This window comes from Methylobacterium sp. PvR107 (assembly GCF_017833295.1).
Lineage (GTDB): Bacteria > Pseudomonadota > Alphaproteobacteria > Rhizobiales > Beijerinckiaceae > Methylobacterium.
Window position 1 is genome coordinate 464976 of the sequence record NZ_JAFIBW010000001.1, and the last position, 15642, is coordinate 480617.

General features: G+C 60.4%; 9 protein-coding genes and 5 pseudogenes. 7 read left to right on the forward strand and 7 right to left on the reverse strand.

The window, feature by feature from the left end; genetic code table 11:
- Positions 1-418: 418 nt before the first annotated feature.
- Positions 419-785: pseudogene (locus tag JOE48_RS02030) on the forward strand (IS5 family transposase); the annotation flags it as partial.
- Between the two features lie 209 nt (positions 786-994).
- On the opposite strand, the gene JOE48_RS02035 reads toward JOE48_RS02030, so the two are convergent.
- Positions 995-2023, reverse strand: a complete 1029-nt coding sequence (locus tag JOE48_RS02035; protein ID WP_210026649.1) for an IS110 family transposase — start codon at positions 2021-2023, stop codon at positions 995-997.
- 79 nt (positions 2024-2102) lie between these two features.
- On the opposite strand from JOE48_RS02035, the pseudogene JOE48_RS02040 reads away from it, so the two are divergent.
- Positions 2103-2519, forward strand: a pseudogene (locus tag JOE48_RS02040) (IS5 family transposase); the annotation flags it as partial.
- A 303-nt stretch (positions 2520-2822) separates the two neighbouring features.
- Here JOE48_RS02040 and JOE48_RS02045 read toward each other — a convergent pair.
- From JOE48_RS02045 to JOE48_RS02055, 3 genes are all read right to left on the reverse strand, one after another.
- Positions 2823-3617 carry an ABC transporter permease gene (locus JOE48_RS02045; RefSeq protein WP_210026651.1) on the reverse strand — a complete coding sequence of 265 codons (795 nt, stop codon included), beginning with the start codon at positions 3615-3617 and terminating at the stop codon, positions 2823-2825.
- A gap of 402 nt (positions 3618-4019) precedes the next feature.
- Positions 4020-4760: a hypothetical protein gene (locus JOE48_RS02050; RefSeq protein ID WP_210026653.1), complete on the reverse strand. Its 741-nt coding sequence runs from the start codon at positions 4758-4760 to the stop codon at positions 4020-4022.
- A 38-nt stretch (positions 4761-4798) separates the two neighbouring features.
- A complete protein-coding gene (locus JOE48_RS02055) occupies positions 4799-5662 on the reverse strand; it encodes a class I SAM-dependent methyltransferase (RefSeq protein WP_210026655.1) in 864 nt (287 codons plus the stop codon).
- 509 nt (positions 5663-6171) lie between these two features.
- On the opposite strand from JOE48_RS02055, the pseudogene JOE48_RS31145 reads away from it, so the two are divergent.
- The 5 genes and pseudogenes from JOE48_RS31145 to JOE48_RS02080 all read left to right on the forward strand — a co-directional run.
- Positions 6172-6454: pseudogene (locus JOE48_RS31145) on the forward strand (IS630 family transposase); the annotation flags it as partial.
- 17 nt (positions 6455-6471) lie between these two features.
- Positions 6472-6803: pseudogene (locus tag JOE48_RS02065) on the forward strand (transposase); the annotation flags it as partial.
- Positions 6804-7271: 468 nt separating this feature from the next.
- Positions 7272-9098 (forward strand): glutamine--fructose-6-phosphate transaminase (isomerizing), encoded by a 1827-nt coding sequence (gene glmS, locus JOE48_RS02070; RefSeq protein WP_210026657.1) that lies wholly within the window; start codon positions 7272-7274, stop codon positions 9096-9098.
- 51 nt (positions 9099-9149) lie between these two features.
- On the forward strand, positions 9150-10580 hold the full coding sequence (locus tag JOE48_RS02075; RefSeq protein ID WP_210026660.1) for a glycosyltransferase family 2 protein: 1431 nt from the start codon (positions 9150-9152) through the stop codon (positions 10578-10580).
- Between the two features lie 774 nt (positions 10581-11354).
- Positions 11355-12434, forward strand: a pseudogene (locus tag JOE48_RS02080) (IS630 family transposase).
- On the opposite strand, the gene wecB reads toward JOE48_RS02080, so the two are convergent.
- The 3 genes from wecB to JOE48_RS02095 form a co-directional block, all read right to left on the reverse strand.
- A complete protein-coding gene (gene wecB, locus JOE48_RS02085; RefSeq protein ID WP_210026669.1) occupies positions 12435-13562 on the reverse strand; it encodes a non-hydrolyzing UDP-N-acetylglucosamine 2-epimerase in 1128 nt (375 codons plus the stop codon).
- A gap of 83 nt (positions 13563-13645) precedes the next feature.
- Positions 13646-14665: a polysaccharide biosynthesis protein gene (locus JOE48_RS02090; RefSeq protein ID WP_210035510.1), complete on the reverse strand. Its 1020-nt coding sequence runs from the start codon at positions 14663-14665 to the stop codon at positions 13646-13648.
- Between the two features lie 2 nt (positions 14666-14667).
- Entirely contained in the window at positions 14668-15567 is a 900-nt protein-coding gene (locus JOE48_RS02095) for a dTDP-4-dehydrorhamnose reductase family protein (protein ID WP_280921287.1), read from the reverse strand.
- Between the last annotated feature and the right edge of the window lie 75 nt (positions 15568-15642).

The following is a 15642-nucleotide window of genomic DNA, read 5'->3' on the forward strand; positions in this document are numbered from 1 at the left end:
ACTGACTTGAATTCTCTCAAACAATTAAGGCGGAATGGAGATAGGGTGACAGCACATGTTCGGGCGGTGGTCTGGCGGCTCACTCGAAAGCTGAGGAGCTTTCAGCAGCGGGGCATACCACGCGAACCCAAGGGCGTACCACCCGAACCTACATCTCAGAGCGCACTATCCGGAGGAACATGCAAGACCGCTCTTGACCGGGCGAACGGTTGCCAGCTCACAAAACGTGTCCGGCGCAGCGTTGCCGACAGGACTGAAGGGATCTCTTCAAAAGGTTGGGAGACGCGCAGGTAGGCGGCGCGGTCTTGAAGCCTTCATCGGCCTCGCCTAATGACTACTAGGATGTGAACCGAACCAAGCCGTTGCAGGGTTTGTGGTTTTATGATTCAGGGCCGCCCTTTACACCGTGGAGGCGGCGATGGCGGACCTGTTCTGGCTCTCGGATGAGCAGTGGGCGGTGATGGCCCCGTTCATGCCCAAGGATCAGCCCGGACCGGAGCGGAAGGACGACCGGCAGATCATCTCCGGCATCCTGCACGTGCTCACCTCGGGCTGCCGCTGGCGTGACTGCCCCGCCGCGTACGGGCCTCGCACGACCGTCTACAACCGCTTCCAACCGCTGGTCCCGGGGTGGCTTCTGGACGGCGATGTTGGCGGCCCTGGCCAAGGCCGGCTGGTCGGGCGAGGCGGCTGCCATCGACAGCACCTACGTGCGAGCACATCGCTCGGCGCACGGCGGGAACGTATGGCCCGCCCCGTCCGCAAGTGGCTCTGGTTCCGCTGGTCTGGGCAGTCTGCACAAACGTATCCGGCCTTCCGGCGAGCCGTTGGCCAAGATGGAGATCCGCGCGTCCTGGGCCTCATAAAGGGGTCGGCGTCGAGCGCCATTTGCCAGCCAAAGGCTTCCAGAACACCGATCGACTGTCAGGCCATCTTCCTCGCACCACACGCAGACATCGGAAGGCCGGCGAAGGCTTCGCCGACCAAGCTTGGTTCAGGCGGCGATGACAGCCGCCTCGTAAACGCGCTCATGGCGCAGGAGCGCCCAGACAGTCCTGGCCATCTTGGCGGCCAGCGCGACCACGGCTGTGTTGGCGTGCGCCCGCGCCAGAAGCCCGCGCAGCCACTGCCCGAGGCGGGTCTCACTCTGCTGGAGCGTCGGCATCGCGGCCCGTGCACCCTGGATCAGCATCTTGCGCAGGTACTTGCTGCCGCGCTTGGTGATGCCGACGAGTTTAGGCCGTCCGCCGGTCGTGACCTGCCGCGGCACAAGGCCGAGCCAAGCTGCCAGATCACGTCCGCGCGCGAAGGTCGTCACGTCGCCGATGGCGGCCACCAGGGCGGTCGCGTTGAGCGCGCCGATACCGGGGATGGTTGTCAGCCGACGTGCACTCTCATCCGAGCGGGCCTGCTCGCTGAACTCGGCATCAAGGGCAGCGATGCGCTGATCGAGGAACTGCCAGCGCTCGCGCACGTCCGTCACGAGGGTCCGCATACGGGGTGTGAGATCCGTGGCTGCCTCGTCGTCGAGCAGGCTTGCGAGGCGGGCGGCCAATCTGGCACGACCCTGCGGCACGACATGGCCACGCTCCAGCAGGATGGCGCGGATCTGGTTCATCAGGGCTGTCCGCTCGCCGACGAGCTGATCGCGGACCCGGTGCAGGGTCTGCATGTCGAGTTGCGCTTCCGACTTGAGGGCCACGAAGCGCATGGTCGGACGCGTCGCCGCTTCGGCAATCGCCTCGGCATCACGGTCGTCGTTCTTCTGAGCCTTGACGTAGGGGCGCACGTACTCGGGCGACATCAGCCGAACGGTGTGCCCCTGGGCTGCCAGCGTTCGACCCATGTGATGGGCACCGCAACACGCCTCCATCGCCACAACGCAGGACGGCAACTGCGCACCGAAGGCGATCACGCTCTCACGCCGCATGCGCCGCCGCAGCACAACACGCCCGGTCGCGTCCAGCCCGACGAGGCTGCAGCTGTTCTTGCCCAGGTCGATCCCCAACACCGTGATCGGCATCGTCTCGCTCCGTTCCTCATCTCCGCTACCCTGCCAGCCTAGCAGGGCAGCCCGGTGAGGGGCGGGCCATCCATAAAGGGGGGCGCAGGCCCAGGCCATCGGCCCGTCGCGCGGCGGCCAGACGACCAAGGTCCATGCGCTCACCGATGTCCTCGGCCGGCCCGGCGTGCTCCTGCTGACGCCCGGCAACGCCAGCGATGTCACCGCCGCTCCGGCCGTCCTGGCCGAGGCGCCGGGCCGGATCCGCCGCCTGAGCGCCGACAAGGGCTACGACGCCGATTGGCTGCGCGCTGACCTACGCAGAAGCGGCATCATGCCGGGCAAGCGCAGCCGCAAGAGAAGGATCCATCACGACAAGCGGCGCTACCGGGAGCGCTGGCGCATCGAGGCGACGTTCAACCGCCTCAAGGACTTCCGCCGCATCGCCACCCGGTACGACAAGCTCGCCCGCAACTACGCCTCAGCCGTCGCCCTGGCTGCAATCATCGCCTTCTGATGCTGATCGAGTCCAAACCCTAAAGCCGCGACCGTTGGTGTTGCGACACCCTCCGAGAGCGAGGGCGTGTTGGCGAGCCGGCGACGACCAGCCTATGTCCCATCCCTGCCCTCATCCTGAGGTGCGCGCGGCAGCGGGCCTCGAAGGCGGGCTCCACCGTAATGGGCACCTCACATTCGCTCGGCGTCAGACCTGATTCACTTCGGCTAAGCTTGACAGCCCGTACCGTCCCGAACGCAACGATTCGGCAGCGCTCAGCCTGATAGATTAAACCGACGTACATTTCTCCAAAAGCGATCTTCATCAAGTCGATAATTTTGCGACTACGTGCTTTACTAGATAAAGCCCAATAGAAATTGATGTCATCGCGCAAAGCAGTATATATAGATAATCAATCTGCAATCCCGAGTATGGATAGTAGGCCGACCGCATCCATTCAGATAGTTGTAGAACGGGATTATACTTCAACCAAACATATATTTTCTCCGGAAGATAGCTAGGCATGAAAATGACGCCACTTGAGATATATAATAGAATTCCAAACAGAGCGTATCCGATTATCCATCCGGGGAAGAAGCCGATGATGGCGACGTTGATCGTCCCGATACCAATCCCAAGAAGGATCGCAGTTAGGTAGGCGCACATCGCCACGAAAGGGTCTGACGGTATTGGATTAGAACCCATGCAGAAGAGAACGGTGATGACCACCATAAGGGCTAGAAAGCCGGTTACGATTTCAACCAACATTCTTGCAAATATTACATCGAATAGCTTGACTTGTGGATAGTATGTGAGCGGCCGGTTCGACATCACTGCCTTCATTACTTCACGCGAAATGTACTGGAACACCAGCACTGGAACCGCGCCGGTCGCGAAAAATAAGGCTCGATCATCACCTAGCGGCGATGGCATCTTCTGGAATGTATAAATCGCAATCAGCATGAAGATGTGCACACAGGGCCACAGCACGACTACGGCGTATCCCCACAGTGAGGCTCCAAAGCGCGTGCGCATGTCGCGTAGCATCAGAGCGTACAGCACGTGCAGATATGACTCTGTCGGGCTCTTCAACGCCCTTGAGCTAGCTAAAGTCGTCATCGGCGATTGAACCCTTTGGTTGCCAGGGCAAATCCACGAGAAATCTGGCGAAAGTTGGTTTAGGAGCACGCCCACCGGAGCTGGGCCCTATAGGACGGTGATGAGCGCCTGTCGCCTCAGACAGATGCGGGTCGGCGCCGAACTGGTGATTCAAGAGACCGGCCAGCTGTGGGATACAACCAGCAGCCGGACATTTTGACACTAAAAGCTCTGCCAGGCGGAGCTGAAAGTGAGGGGAACCGCCCGTGCGTCGCAAGCGGCGGCCCACCGCAGCGCCGAGCACGAAATAAACGCTTCGGCCGGGGCCGGGCGGTCCGAGGTAGTCTCGCCATTGAACCGAGATGCCGGTCTAAGCGCGGGGCGAAGGAGCTGCCGACCAACCAAGCGCAAGCCTCAGTGCTGCTACCTGCTGCTTAGAAAATGGTCTGACGCAATGGCTGCATCGACCATCTGAGTCATCCTCCCATTCTTCGCCATCTCGTATGCGCACCCGTGCCCACCGTAGCCGACATCCTCAATCTCCACATTAGGGAACGCGGCAAGGCGCCCGGCATGGAGGCCATCATCGGGGCACGAAGCGTCATACAAAATGTGCGTGCGCTGAGGGCCGCCCGTCGAATGGTATAGGTCGCACAGGTCCCTATGCGCGCACCCGAAGTTGTTGACCTCGAACGTTTTCCCCGGCCAGCGGGAATCGCCGATGCTCCCTAGGAAGGCAGCATCGACGCTGGTCTGCGGCGCTATCGCGATCGCGAGGTCGGCCCCAGTTTTGGCGCCGAGCACCATCGCACCGAACCCGGCCATCGAGGATCCGATGAAGATCAGGCGGCGTGCGCGCAAACGCTTTTTGGTCTCAAGGAAAGGTGCGGCAGTCTGGTCGATAGAATGACTGAAGCCAAGAATTGGCCCACGATACCAGTGCTGGAAGCAATCGATCAGATAAAGGCGATGGCAGCGATAGGACCGCATGAAGTGGCGCCACTCAAACGCATCAGGTATGGGTGGGCTACCAATGGCGTCCCCGAGACTCGTTAGACCAACGCAGATGACTTCGCCCGTCTTCCCTTCATCAAGCGCATAATCGCATCGCGTCATTAGCGAGTTATTCTCCGAAAGCCATTGATGGCATGGACTGGAATTCATCAAAGATCGCAGATAGAAAACATCTAATATGCAGCCATCTATTTTATCTTGAACCAAAAAGATCCGCCGGCCTTGTACTCGATTTCCTCAGGAACGCAGATGCCGCGCGCGGAATTGTAAGCATTTGCAGCCAAGATCTCGACCCGCGCATTGTCGTGGAGATAAGCCGCGAGCACCTGCTGCTCAGTCAAAACACACTTCCAATCGATTATCCAATCACTTGGATAATTATACGGTAAAAAAATATCATGCACGTGTACCACGACGCCCGGCTTCAGCGTCGGTAGTATCATCATAAACTCAAGCTCGACGTCGCCAAAATTCTTCAGCACGTGACTCGAGTCGATAAATAGAACATCATTTTCTTCCAGCGCCTCATAAAGTTCCATGCTGATCGCGGTGATATCTTGATCTAGGAATTTTACGCCGAGCTGGCCTAACACAGCCTTAGTCGAATCAAACGTGTATTTGTCTACACAAGTGATTGACGGTGGCGTTTGATTGCGGTTTCCCGCATCAACAAGCACACGAGTCGACATGCCCGAGCCGAGTTCAATGATGCGCTTGGGCTTCAGGTGCCGCACTAGGCAGTGAACTATGAAGGCGTCATATTCGGGAAAGGAGTAATTTATCGTTGGGGTCTTGCAGAAAGATTTCCCATCGTCATCTATTCTCGGGTTCCACTCCGAAATATAGCGCGTAACGATCTCTGCCAATTGACTCAGGTTCTCGTCATAAGGAATGCGAAGGCGGCCGTAAATATCGCGAGAACGCACTTCTTCGGTGATCAAATCATAGTCCGGAAAAGGCGATTCATAGGACCAGCAACGTTTGCACTCCGCAATGGTATGCTCACGCTCAGGTGACCGTCCTTGTTCGTCAAGATTAAACTGCCACGGCATCTTAATTCCTTATCCAGTTGAAGGCGCAAACTGCCGGCCAGGCCAACGACCTCATGAGCGACTATGTGCCGAGACCGCCTGAACGCCCGTTTCGATAATCGGACAATCGGCGTCGCTGCCGAAGCCCTGTGTCTGCCATCCGCGATGGCCGTCGCACCACTTCCTGCGCGGGTTCTCATCCCACTGATGTGAGTCCCAACAGGATCGAGGGTCGTGCGTGGGCCACGTCGCGGATGCGTCGACCTGCCGACGGATCACTCTGCGGCTGCAAGTGAGGTGCTGTTCGCGCCATGCTATCGCCGAACCGCTAGTGCTGGGCATACGTGGCATTCCGATCAACGGGAGGCTAGCGTGTCCACAAGACGGTGTAATTTTGTCCTAGACGAGGCGGCAGGCAGAGAAGTCCTCCTCGTTGGGCTAGAGCGTTTTTGGTTGCGCGGAGTCGAAGAGGTAGGATTCATGGAGAGGCGACGGGCTGATTCATTGGTCGCTCTGGGGAGGAGCGATGGATGGAACGACCTTACAGCCAGGATCTACGCGAGCGGGTCGTGGAAGCCGCCGCAACGATCTCGCGCCAGCAGGTGGCCGCGCGGTTTTAGGGTCGGTGTCGCCACCTCGATCCGCTGGATGGCCGCGCTCACGACGACCGGGACGGTGGCCGCCCGTCCGCATTGACGGCCACGCCGGTCGAAGCTCAATCCGCACGAGGCGTTCCAGCGCGGCCTGATCGACGAGAAGGACGGCATCACCTTGGAGGAGATGCGCGTCCAGCTTCGGGACGAGCACGATCTGTGGAGCAGGCGCTCGTCGCAGAGGCCGATCGCCTGGTCGGCGCTCCGGATGCGATTCTGGTGGTCGACAACACGGCCCTGCCCAAGAAGGGCGAGCACTCGGTCGGGGTCGCGCCGCAATACGCCACCACGCTCGGCAAGAACGCCAACTGCCAGTCGCTGGTCTCGCTCACGCTGGCGCGTGGTGAGGAGTCCGTAGCCGTCGGGCTGAGGCGTTCTTGCCCGAAGTCTGGACGGGTGATCTCGACCGAATAGCACAGGCCGGTGTGCCGGGGAATCTACGCCGCGCACGAACTAAGGCAGAGATCGCATTGGTCGAGATCGACCGGGTTCGCACCGCAAGTGCGCGCTAAAGCCGATGCTGGACAGGACTAACCCGGCATGTGCTGATGACGATGATGGCTCACGCCTGCCTCTGGTCCAGTCGCCTCGATACGGCAGAGCGGAAAAAAGAATCGGCTGCCGCCCCCTCATCCCACGATGCCGGCGGTCTGACAGGCCATCCTCGGCCACCTCAGCAGGTCCCCGACGTGGCGCAGCCCACATTGTAATGTCGTCCTCAGCCACCCACCCTGACAGCTATCACGGTTACGCGGAGGCAAAATCCCGAGCAGTCGGGACACCCTCGATTATGACACTCCTGCGACAGCTGGGGCTGGATGCGAGGCGTAGTGATAGGTACAAGCTGAATTTGGCCTTACAGCGGGTGGGGCCGGAGCCCCATGCTGCTCGTGCGTGCGGGCGCTTCAGCCGCGGCCGTCCTTCCATCGAAAGCGCCCAGCACGACGGGTGCCGGTCTCAGAGCGAGAGACACATCCATGTGCGGCATCGTCGGCATCGTCGGGCGCGACGCGGTGGCGGGGCAGGTGATCGAGGCCCTGCGCCGGCTCGAATACCGCGGCTACGATTCCGCCGGTCTGGCCACCCTCGAGCACGGCCGGCTCGCGCGCCGCCGCGCCGCCGGCAAGCTCGCCAACCTCGAGGCCAGGCTCGCGCAGGAGCCGCTCACCGGCACGATCGGCATCGGCCACACCCGCTGGGCCACCCACGGCCGGCCCAACGAGACCAACGCCCATCCCCACGCCACCCGGAACCTCGCGGTCGTCCACAACGGCATCATCGAGAACTTCCGCGCGCTCAAGGCCGAGCTCGAGGCCGAGGGCGTCGTGTTCGAGACCGAGACCGACACCGAGGTCGTCGCCCAGCTGGTCAGCCGCAGCATCGACCGCGGCCTGGGGCCGGTCGAGGCGGTCGCCGCCGCCCTGCCGCGGCTGCGCGGCGCCTTCGCGCTCGCCTTCATCTTCGCCGGCGCCGACAACCTGCTGATCGGCGCCCGCCACGGCGCGCCGCTGGCGATCGGCTTCGGCGCGGGCGAGACCTATCTCGGCTCCGACGCCCTGGCGCTGGCCCCCTTCACCGACGCGATCACCTATCTCGACGAGGGCGACTGGGCGATCCTGACCCGCGACGGCGCCGAGATCCGCGACGCGTCCGGGGCGATCGTCCAGCGCCCGCGCCAGACGATCGCCACCCAGGCCTACCGGGTCGACAAGGGCGAATACCGCCACTTCATGGCCAAGGAGATCCACGAGCAGCCCGAGGTGGTCGGGCGCACGCTGGCCCACTACGTCGACCTGGCGAGCAGCCGGGTGGTGCTGCCCGAGGCACTGCCGTTCGACTTCGCCAAGCTCGGCCGGATGTCGATCACGGCCTGCGGCACGGCGTATTATGCCGGCCTGGTGGCGCGCTACTGGTTCGAGCAGCTGGCGCGGCTGCCGGTGGAGATCGACGTCGCCTCCGAGGCGCGCTACCGCGAGGCGCCGCTGGAGCGGGACGGGCTGACGCTGGTGATCTCGCAATCGGGCGAGACCGCCGACACGCTGGCCTCGCTGCGCTACGCCAAGGCCCAGGGCCAGCACACCTTGAGCGTGGTCAACGTGCCGAGCTCGACGATCGCGCGGGAATCGGCGGTGGTGATGCCGACGCTGGCGGGTCCGGAGATCGGGGTGGCCTCGACGAAGGCGTTCTCGTGCCAGCTGACGGTTCTGCTGTGCCTGGCGATCGCGGCGGGGCGGGTGCGGGGCACGCTGGACGCTTCGGGCGAGGCGCGGCTGGTGGAGGCGCTGATCCGGGCGCCGGGCCTGATGGCGGAGGCGCTGAGCCGGGAGGCGGCGATCGCCGGCCTGGCCCGGGAGGTCGCGCAGGCGCGGGACGTCCTGTATCTCGGCCGGGGCACGAGCTACCCGATGGCGCTGGAGGGCGCGCTGAAGCTGAAGGAGATCAGCTACATCCACGCGGAGGGCTACGCGGCGGGGGAGCTGAAGCACGGCCCGATCGCGCTGATCGACGCGGCCGTGCCGGTGATCGTGATCGCGCCGCATGACGGGGTGTTCGACAAGACGGTGTCGAACATGCAGGAGGTGGCGGCGCGCGGCGGGCGGATCGTGCTGATCGGGGACGCGCAAGGGGCGGCCGCGCACGGCCTGGACACGCTGGCGACGGTCACGATGCCGGCGGTGGACGCGACCGTGGCGCCGATCGTGTACGCGGTGCCGATCCAGCTGCTCGCCTACCACACCGCCGTGGTCATGGGCAAAGACGTCGACCAGCCCAGAAACCTCGCCAAATCCGTCACCGTGGAGTGACGCGTATCAATTGCACGTCGCTTGCAGGCGATTATTGAAGAGATTTCAGTCTTGGCACACACCTCTCCGAAGGTAACAATTGCAATTCCTGTCTACAATGGCGCCGATTACCTTAGCGATGCAATCGACAGCGCACTCAGACAGACTTATGAGAACGTTGAAATCATCGTTTTGGACGACGGGTCTGACGATGGCGGGCGCACCCGCGACGTCGCATTGCGTTACGGTGGAAAGATCAAGTACCTGCATCAAAGAAATCTCGGTGTCGCAGGAGCGATGAACCACATTCTCGACATAATGGAGGGCGATTTCTTTACTTGGCTCAGTCATGATGACGTCCATCGCCGAGAGAAGGTAGAGCTTCAGGTTGAGTATTATAGGGCTTTAAATAAAAGAAGCGCCATCATATTCAGCGATGTTTTCTACATCAATAGCCAGGGCTACAAAATCGACGACAGCCGGCTCAATTTCGTTAAGTACGCGACCCACCCAAAGAGAGCATTGCTTGACAGCGCAATCAATGGATGCACACTTTTCATCCCCACTCACGTGATGAGAGCGTTTGGCCCGTTCGACGCAAGCCTGAAGTATGTTCAGGATTATGCGCTCTGGAGCAAAATTCTCCAGAAGCACGATTTTTTCCTTCTCCCGACTCCGCTCGTCAGCTATCGCATCCACTCTAATCAGGGCACTCGCCACCCTGAGGCGGTCGTAGAGGGCGACAGTCTGTGGATCGATATCGCGTGCCAGCGAACGGCGGTTGAGCGAGCACAGATCGCGGGCAGCAGTCAACTGTATTTCGACGGCTTGGCCAAGTTTCTCGCGACCACCCCCTACAAGCATGCGGCCGCGCATCTCAAATCCTTATCATCCAAGGTTTACGCTGACACCTTGGTGAGTGTTGTATTGGTCGCGACCAAGAATGTACAAGAATGCTTAATGACGGCTGCAAGCATCCTTAGGCAAACCCATCGGACATTCGAACTTCTGCTGGCTACGCCAGATGCGCTCGGCGATAAAACGATCCTTCGTCGCTGGTCGCAGTCGGACGACAGGATCAAGCAAATTAGATTTGAAGAAAATGACAACCTAAATTTGCTCAATCGCTGCCTCTTTTATGCTAGTGGAGAATACATAGCATTCGCCGACGAGAGATCCTTATATTTTGAGGACAAGCTTCAGACTCAGATGCTCTTCATGCAACAAGCCGGATTGGCGATGGCGACCTCGGGATCGGCAATGATCGCCCGTCGAGGCTCGACCACCGACCTCACAGACGGCGCTGACTTCGTATCCGAGACAGTCCATCGCCCGGCCGACGCTCGCCGTCTTTCGACCTTGATGGTCCACAGGAACGTCATCTGCTCAGGAAAGATGAGCAGGATACTGAGCCAAGCCTGCTTTGAAGATGATCATTTTTGCATTCCGGAAATCCCTGATCTTCCGTCCGTCGACGATTGCTTGATAGCCCTCATGGAGTGAGAGGCGTGAGACGCTCCGAAGTAGCGCGCCGCGCAGACGCAGAGGCGCTATCATTGCATCGGCGCGACCTGGGCTCTATGGCCTGAGGCGTGCTGGTCCAGGGATACGGCGGACCGCTCCTGAGCATCGGAAAGGCGGCGCACGAAAGGAGTGACGATGTCCTCCGAACCAGGCCAATCCCAGGTCCGTCCAGATTTTGAGCACCTGAGGTCCTGATCCGGGAAGGAAATGCCATGCCGTTCAACGGGCTTTGGGGCGGCTTATCCTCGGCCTGCCGCGACGACCGGTGATCCGCCCCCCAGTGAAGCGGTTCATCGCCGAGCTTGGTGGAGGGGGATGCGTCTCGGCTCACCCCATGGCGCAACTCATCGCCATTCACGATCGCGGCCGCCCGGTTGTGCGCGACGCGAAGACACAGCAGAGCGTTAGGAGTCGTCGACTTGCCAGAGCGGGACAAGGCCGATGAGCAGAGGATAGTCGCTTCCATGTTTGCGCTCACGCCTCAATTGGACCGAACACGATGCCGTGTAGAGCTGGACCATCCGCTGTCGGCTCTACCAGCGCGCGAAGTTCGACAGGCGCATCAACTTATTTCAGGGATGCTGTCTGCACCTCTTCAAAATCGGAACGCTCAATTTAACTACAGCTTTTGCTCCACATGTGTGTAGAGTTGGCGCGTCGAAAGCCCGATCTTCGTGTGGACTAGTGGTCGCAATCTGACGGCTGAGTCCGTCCGAGGTTTCGGTTTGGGCCGTGCCCTGCGAGTCTGACCGGATGCTCGGCGGAATCTCCTTCTCGCTTGCCGCCTCGGATCGCCTTCGGCTCGAAGCCCTCGTGGCTGGCCGCAACACAGCGCAGAAGCATGTCTGGCGCGCTCGCATCGTGCTGCTGAGCGCCGATGGTCTGGGCACCCACGCGATCATGCATGAGGCGGGCGTATCCAAGACTGCGGTCTGGCGCTGGCAGGAGCGCTTCGCACGGGAGGGCATCGATGGACTCCTTCGAGACAAGACGTGCCCGGCACGCATCCCGCCGCTCAGTCCGGCGGTGGCGGCGCGCGTCGTGGCCCTGACGCAAGGCGAGCCACCCGGCGAGACCACGCATTAGACGGCGGCTGCCATGGCCAAGGCTGTATCCATCAGCGACTCGTCGGTGCAGCGGATCTGGCGCGGGCACGGCCTGCAGCCGCACCGGGTGCGGCAGTTCAAGCTCTCTACCGACCCGGCCTTCGCCGCCAAATTGCGCGATGTGGTCGGGCTCTACGTCGATCCACCGGCCCATGCCGTGGTGCTCTCCGTCGACGAGCAGTCTCAGATCCAGGCACTCGCTCGCACGCAGGACCCATTGCCGATGAAGCCGAGTAAGCCGACGACACGCACCCACGACTACAAGCGCCACGGCACCACGACCTTGTTTGCCGCTCTGGACGTCTTGGAGGGCAAGGTGATCGGCCGGTGTATGCAGCGCCATCGGCATCAAGAGTTCATCCGCGTCCTCTATGCGGTCGAGGCGGCGGTCCCCACCGGTAAGGTCCTCCACGCGATCTTGGACAATTATGCCGTCCGCAAACACCCGAAGGTCCGCGCCTGGCTCGACCGCCATCCGCGCTGGACCTTACACTTTACGCCCACCTCCGCCTCCTGGCTTAACGCCGTCGAGGGCTTCTTCGCCAAGCTCGCGAAGCGCCGGCTGCGACGGGGCATGTTCGGATCACTGGTCGAGGCGCAGGCCGCCATCAAACGCTTCATCGCCGAGAGCAACGGAAACCCGAAGCCCTTCGTCTGGACGGCAGACCCAGATCGCATCATCCAGACCGCCAAACGCGGGCACCAAACGTTAGACTCGCACCACTAGCTAATGCTTGAACCAGACCGTCTGATTTACGTAGTCGATATTCGACAAGACGATGCGGACTATCTTTGAAGATACTGCATCCGCGTCGTAATCGTTGACCGAACCGCTAAATTTGCAATTGCCACCGTGCCCATCTCGTACGGTGTTTACCGCGTCAACAAACGAGGATTTTCCGAGGGGCGCCACAACTAGAGTGCCGGCGTCCATCCCCTCGGGGCGCTCGTGGGCATCACGAAAGGTCACCGCGGGCAAGTCAAGAAGCGAGGCTTCCTCAGTAATGGTACCGCTGTCCGACAGGACGCAGAACGCATCCTGCTGCAACCTTATGTAGTCCGTGAACCCGAAAGGCCGCAAGAACTGCACGGCGGCGGGGACATTGGCGCCGCCCATCGCGTCGAGGCGCGCGCGCGTACGCGGGTGCACTGACATGATGATCGGGAGGCCGAAGGTCTGGTCTAGGTGAAGCAGCTCCTCCAAGAATGCGCTTAGCCGCGCCGGGGAGTCGACATTCTCCTCGCGATGGGCGGAGACGATAAAGTACTTGTCCTTTACTAAATTCAGCTTGTCGAGGATATCAGACGACGCGATTTTCGGGGCGAATTCGGCGAGCACCTCCTTCATGTGCGAACCGACTTTGAATATCCGCTGAGCCGGCAGCCCTTCAGCCAAAAGGTACCGACGCGCATGTTCCGTTAGGACGATGTTTACATCGCTCAGATGATCGATGACCTTGCGATTGATTTCCTCCGGAACCCGCTGGTCGAAACAGCGGTTACCAGCTTCCATGTGAAAGATCGGAATCTTGTGCCTTTTCGCGGCGATGACCGACAGGCCCGAGTTGGTGTCACCGTAGATGAGAACGGCTTCCGGCTTCTCGCGCGCGAAGATCTCGTCGGAGCGCTCGATGACGCGCGCGATGGTCGAAACGGCGCCCGAGCCAGCCGCATCGAGGAAATAATTGGGCTTCCGGATCCCGAGATCGTCGAAAAAAACCTGATTCAGCTCGTAATCATAATTCTGCCCGGTATGGACTAGGACGTGATCGGTCAAATGATCAAGCTTCCGAATCACCAGTGACATCTTGATTAGTTCGGGGCGGGTTCCGACGATTGTGAGGATCTTACGCATGTGTATTCCGATCTAATTGAGCCTCCGGCGAACCGTCGACGCGCACGCTCTCACAGGTCAGGAACACACTGTGTCCGGCTCGCTCACCGCTCATATGCCTTGAGTTCACGCTGGATGTAATCCAAGCCCATCAGCAAATCTACAACCTGCTTTTGATCAAGGCGAGTGGTGTTGTGCGATGTGTAGTCTTCTGCGGCACTGATCGCGGTCTCGCCGGCCGTAAAGAATTTCGAGTAATTGAGGTCGCGGTCGTCGGCCGGAATACGATAGAAGCCCTCCAGATCATCCGCCCGCGCCATTTCTTCGCGCGAGACCAGAGACTCGAAGAGCTTCTCGCCATGACGCGTGCCGATGATCTTGATCTCGTTGCGCGCCTTAAAAATCGTCCTCAGGGCTTCCGCCAAATCCGCCACGGTACAGGCCGGGGCCTTCTGTACGAAGATGTCGCCTTGGCTGCCATGTTGGTAGGCGAAAAGCACCAGATCAACCGATTCCTCAAGTGACATCAAGAAGCGCGTCATCGTGGGATCGGTTATGGTTATGTCTTTTCCTTCTTTGATCTGATTCACGAATAGAGGTATCACAGATCCGCGGGAGGCCATCACGTTACCATAGCGGGTCGCGCAGAGAATGGTATCGTTTCTGTCCAGCATCCGCGATTTGGCGATCGTCAGCTTTTCCATCATGGCTTTGCTGAGACCCATCGCATTGATGGGATAGACTGCCTTGTCGGTGGAGAGCACGACCATGCGCTCGACCCCATTTTGGACGGCAGCGTTGAGCGCGTTCTCGGCACCAAGGATGTTCGTTCGAACCGCCTCCATCGGATAGAACTCGCAGGAAGGAACCTGCTTGAGTGCGGCGGCATGAAAAATGTAGTCTACGCCCTTCGTCGCCTGAGCGATCGATCCGTACTCGCGGACATCCCCAATGAAAAATCGCACGCGAGGGTCACGGAGCAGTAGACGCATGTCCTCCTGTTTTTTCTCGTCTCGGCTGAAAATGCGGATCTGTCCGATGTCCGTCGCGAGGAACCGCTGGACGACAGCGTTGCCAAACGAGCCAGTGCCGCCAGTTATCAGAAGCGTTTTGCCAGCGAACATCATCACACCTGTGATAAGAACGTTTCTTGAAACGCGCGCATGCGCTTAATGAGATCGGGCCAGTGCGAAGGCACGTATCCCACAGCGGAGCGGAAACGACGTGAATCTAACGACCTATCGACGGCGATCTCGTCGTCCGGCTCGATTTCTGTCGTCCGACCATAGGCGTTTTTGACGATCGAGAGCAGGTCAAACTTGCTGATTGGATCGACGCTGACGTGATACACGCCGCGCAGCTCGGGGGCCGGCATCACGTAATCCACGATGACCCGCACGAGCTCATCGGTGGTCAAGCCGGAGAAGATCGCGTTCCGGTATCCTTTGACGCGCCCCTGCTGTGCGAGAAACCACTCGACGAGACCGTTCTGGCTGCCGATTTCATGACCGATGATGGAGGTGCGGAGCGTGATCGCGTTCTCGTAATCGACTTCGCCCAAAAGTTTCGAGCGCCCGTAAAGGTCCTTCGCGTCAGGACGATCCCCCTCGGTGTAGCCGCCCTTTTCTCCGGTAAACACGCAATCAGTGCTGACATGGATCAGTCGTGCACCAATCAGATCCGCTAAGCGAGCCAATCGATGGGGCAAAAGAGAATTGATGGGGATTGCAGTCAGCGGATCCTCGGCGGTGGCGAGTTGCTTCACGACGCCGATGCAGTTCACGATGACCGTCGGCCGCGTTTCGCGCAAAAATCCCGCTAGGGCGTCGAAATCTTGCACGTCCAGCCCAACGGCGATGTTCTCCGCCGCCTCCGGCTGGAAAGCCCGCAGGATGGCCGACGAGCGCGCCGTACCGCAGACTTGGCCGGGGAGTCGCTCGGAGAGAATGTGAAACGCGGCACTTCCGAGCATGCCGGAGACGCCTAGGACTGCAACCCTCACTATAGCATCCTCGCTGGCAAACATCCTCGCTGGCGAACTGGAGCATTTACCTCAAGATCTGAAGTTCCAGCCCCTACCTCGTGCGCCGCGAATTTATCT

What these genes read in the sequence shown, in the direction of transcription:
- glmS (WP_210026657.1), top strand. Translation starts at nt 7,272, where the DNA reads ATGTGCGGCATCGTCGGCATCGTCGGGCGCGACGCGGTGGCGGGGCAG.
- JOE48_RS02095 (WP_280921287.1), bottom strand. Translation starts at nt 15,567, where the DNA reads ATGTTTGCCAGCGAGGATGCTATAGTGAGGGTTGCAGTCCTAGGCGTC.
- JOE48_RS02090 (WP_210035510.1), bottom strand. Translation starts at nt 14,665, where the DNA reads ATGTTCGCTGGCAAAACGCTTCTGATAACTGGCGGCACTGGCTCGTTT.
- JOE48_RS02045 (WP_210026651.1), bottom strand. Translation starts at nt 3,617, where the DNA reads ATGACGACTTTAGCTAGCTCAAGGGCGTTGAAGAGCCCGACAGAGTCA.
- JOE48_RS02050 (WP_210026653.1), bottom strand. Translation starts at nt 4,760, where the DNA reads ATGAATTCCAGTCCATGCCATCAATGGCTTTCGGAGAATAACTCGCTA.
- JOE48_RS02035 (WP_210026649.1), bottom strand. Translation starts at nt 2,023, where the DNA reads ATGCCGATCACGGTGTTGGGGATCGACCTGGGCAAGAACAGCTGCAGC.
- wecB (WP_210026669.1), bottom strand. Translation starts at nt 13,562, where the DNA reads ATGCGTAAGATCCTCACAATCGTCGGAACCCGCCCCGAACTAATCAAG.
- JOE48_RS02055 (WP_210026655.1), bottom strand. Translation starts at nt 5,662, where the DNA reads ATGCCGTGGCAGTTTAATCTTGACGAACAAGGACGGTCACCTGAGCGT.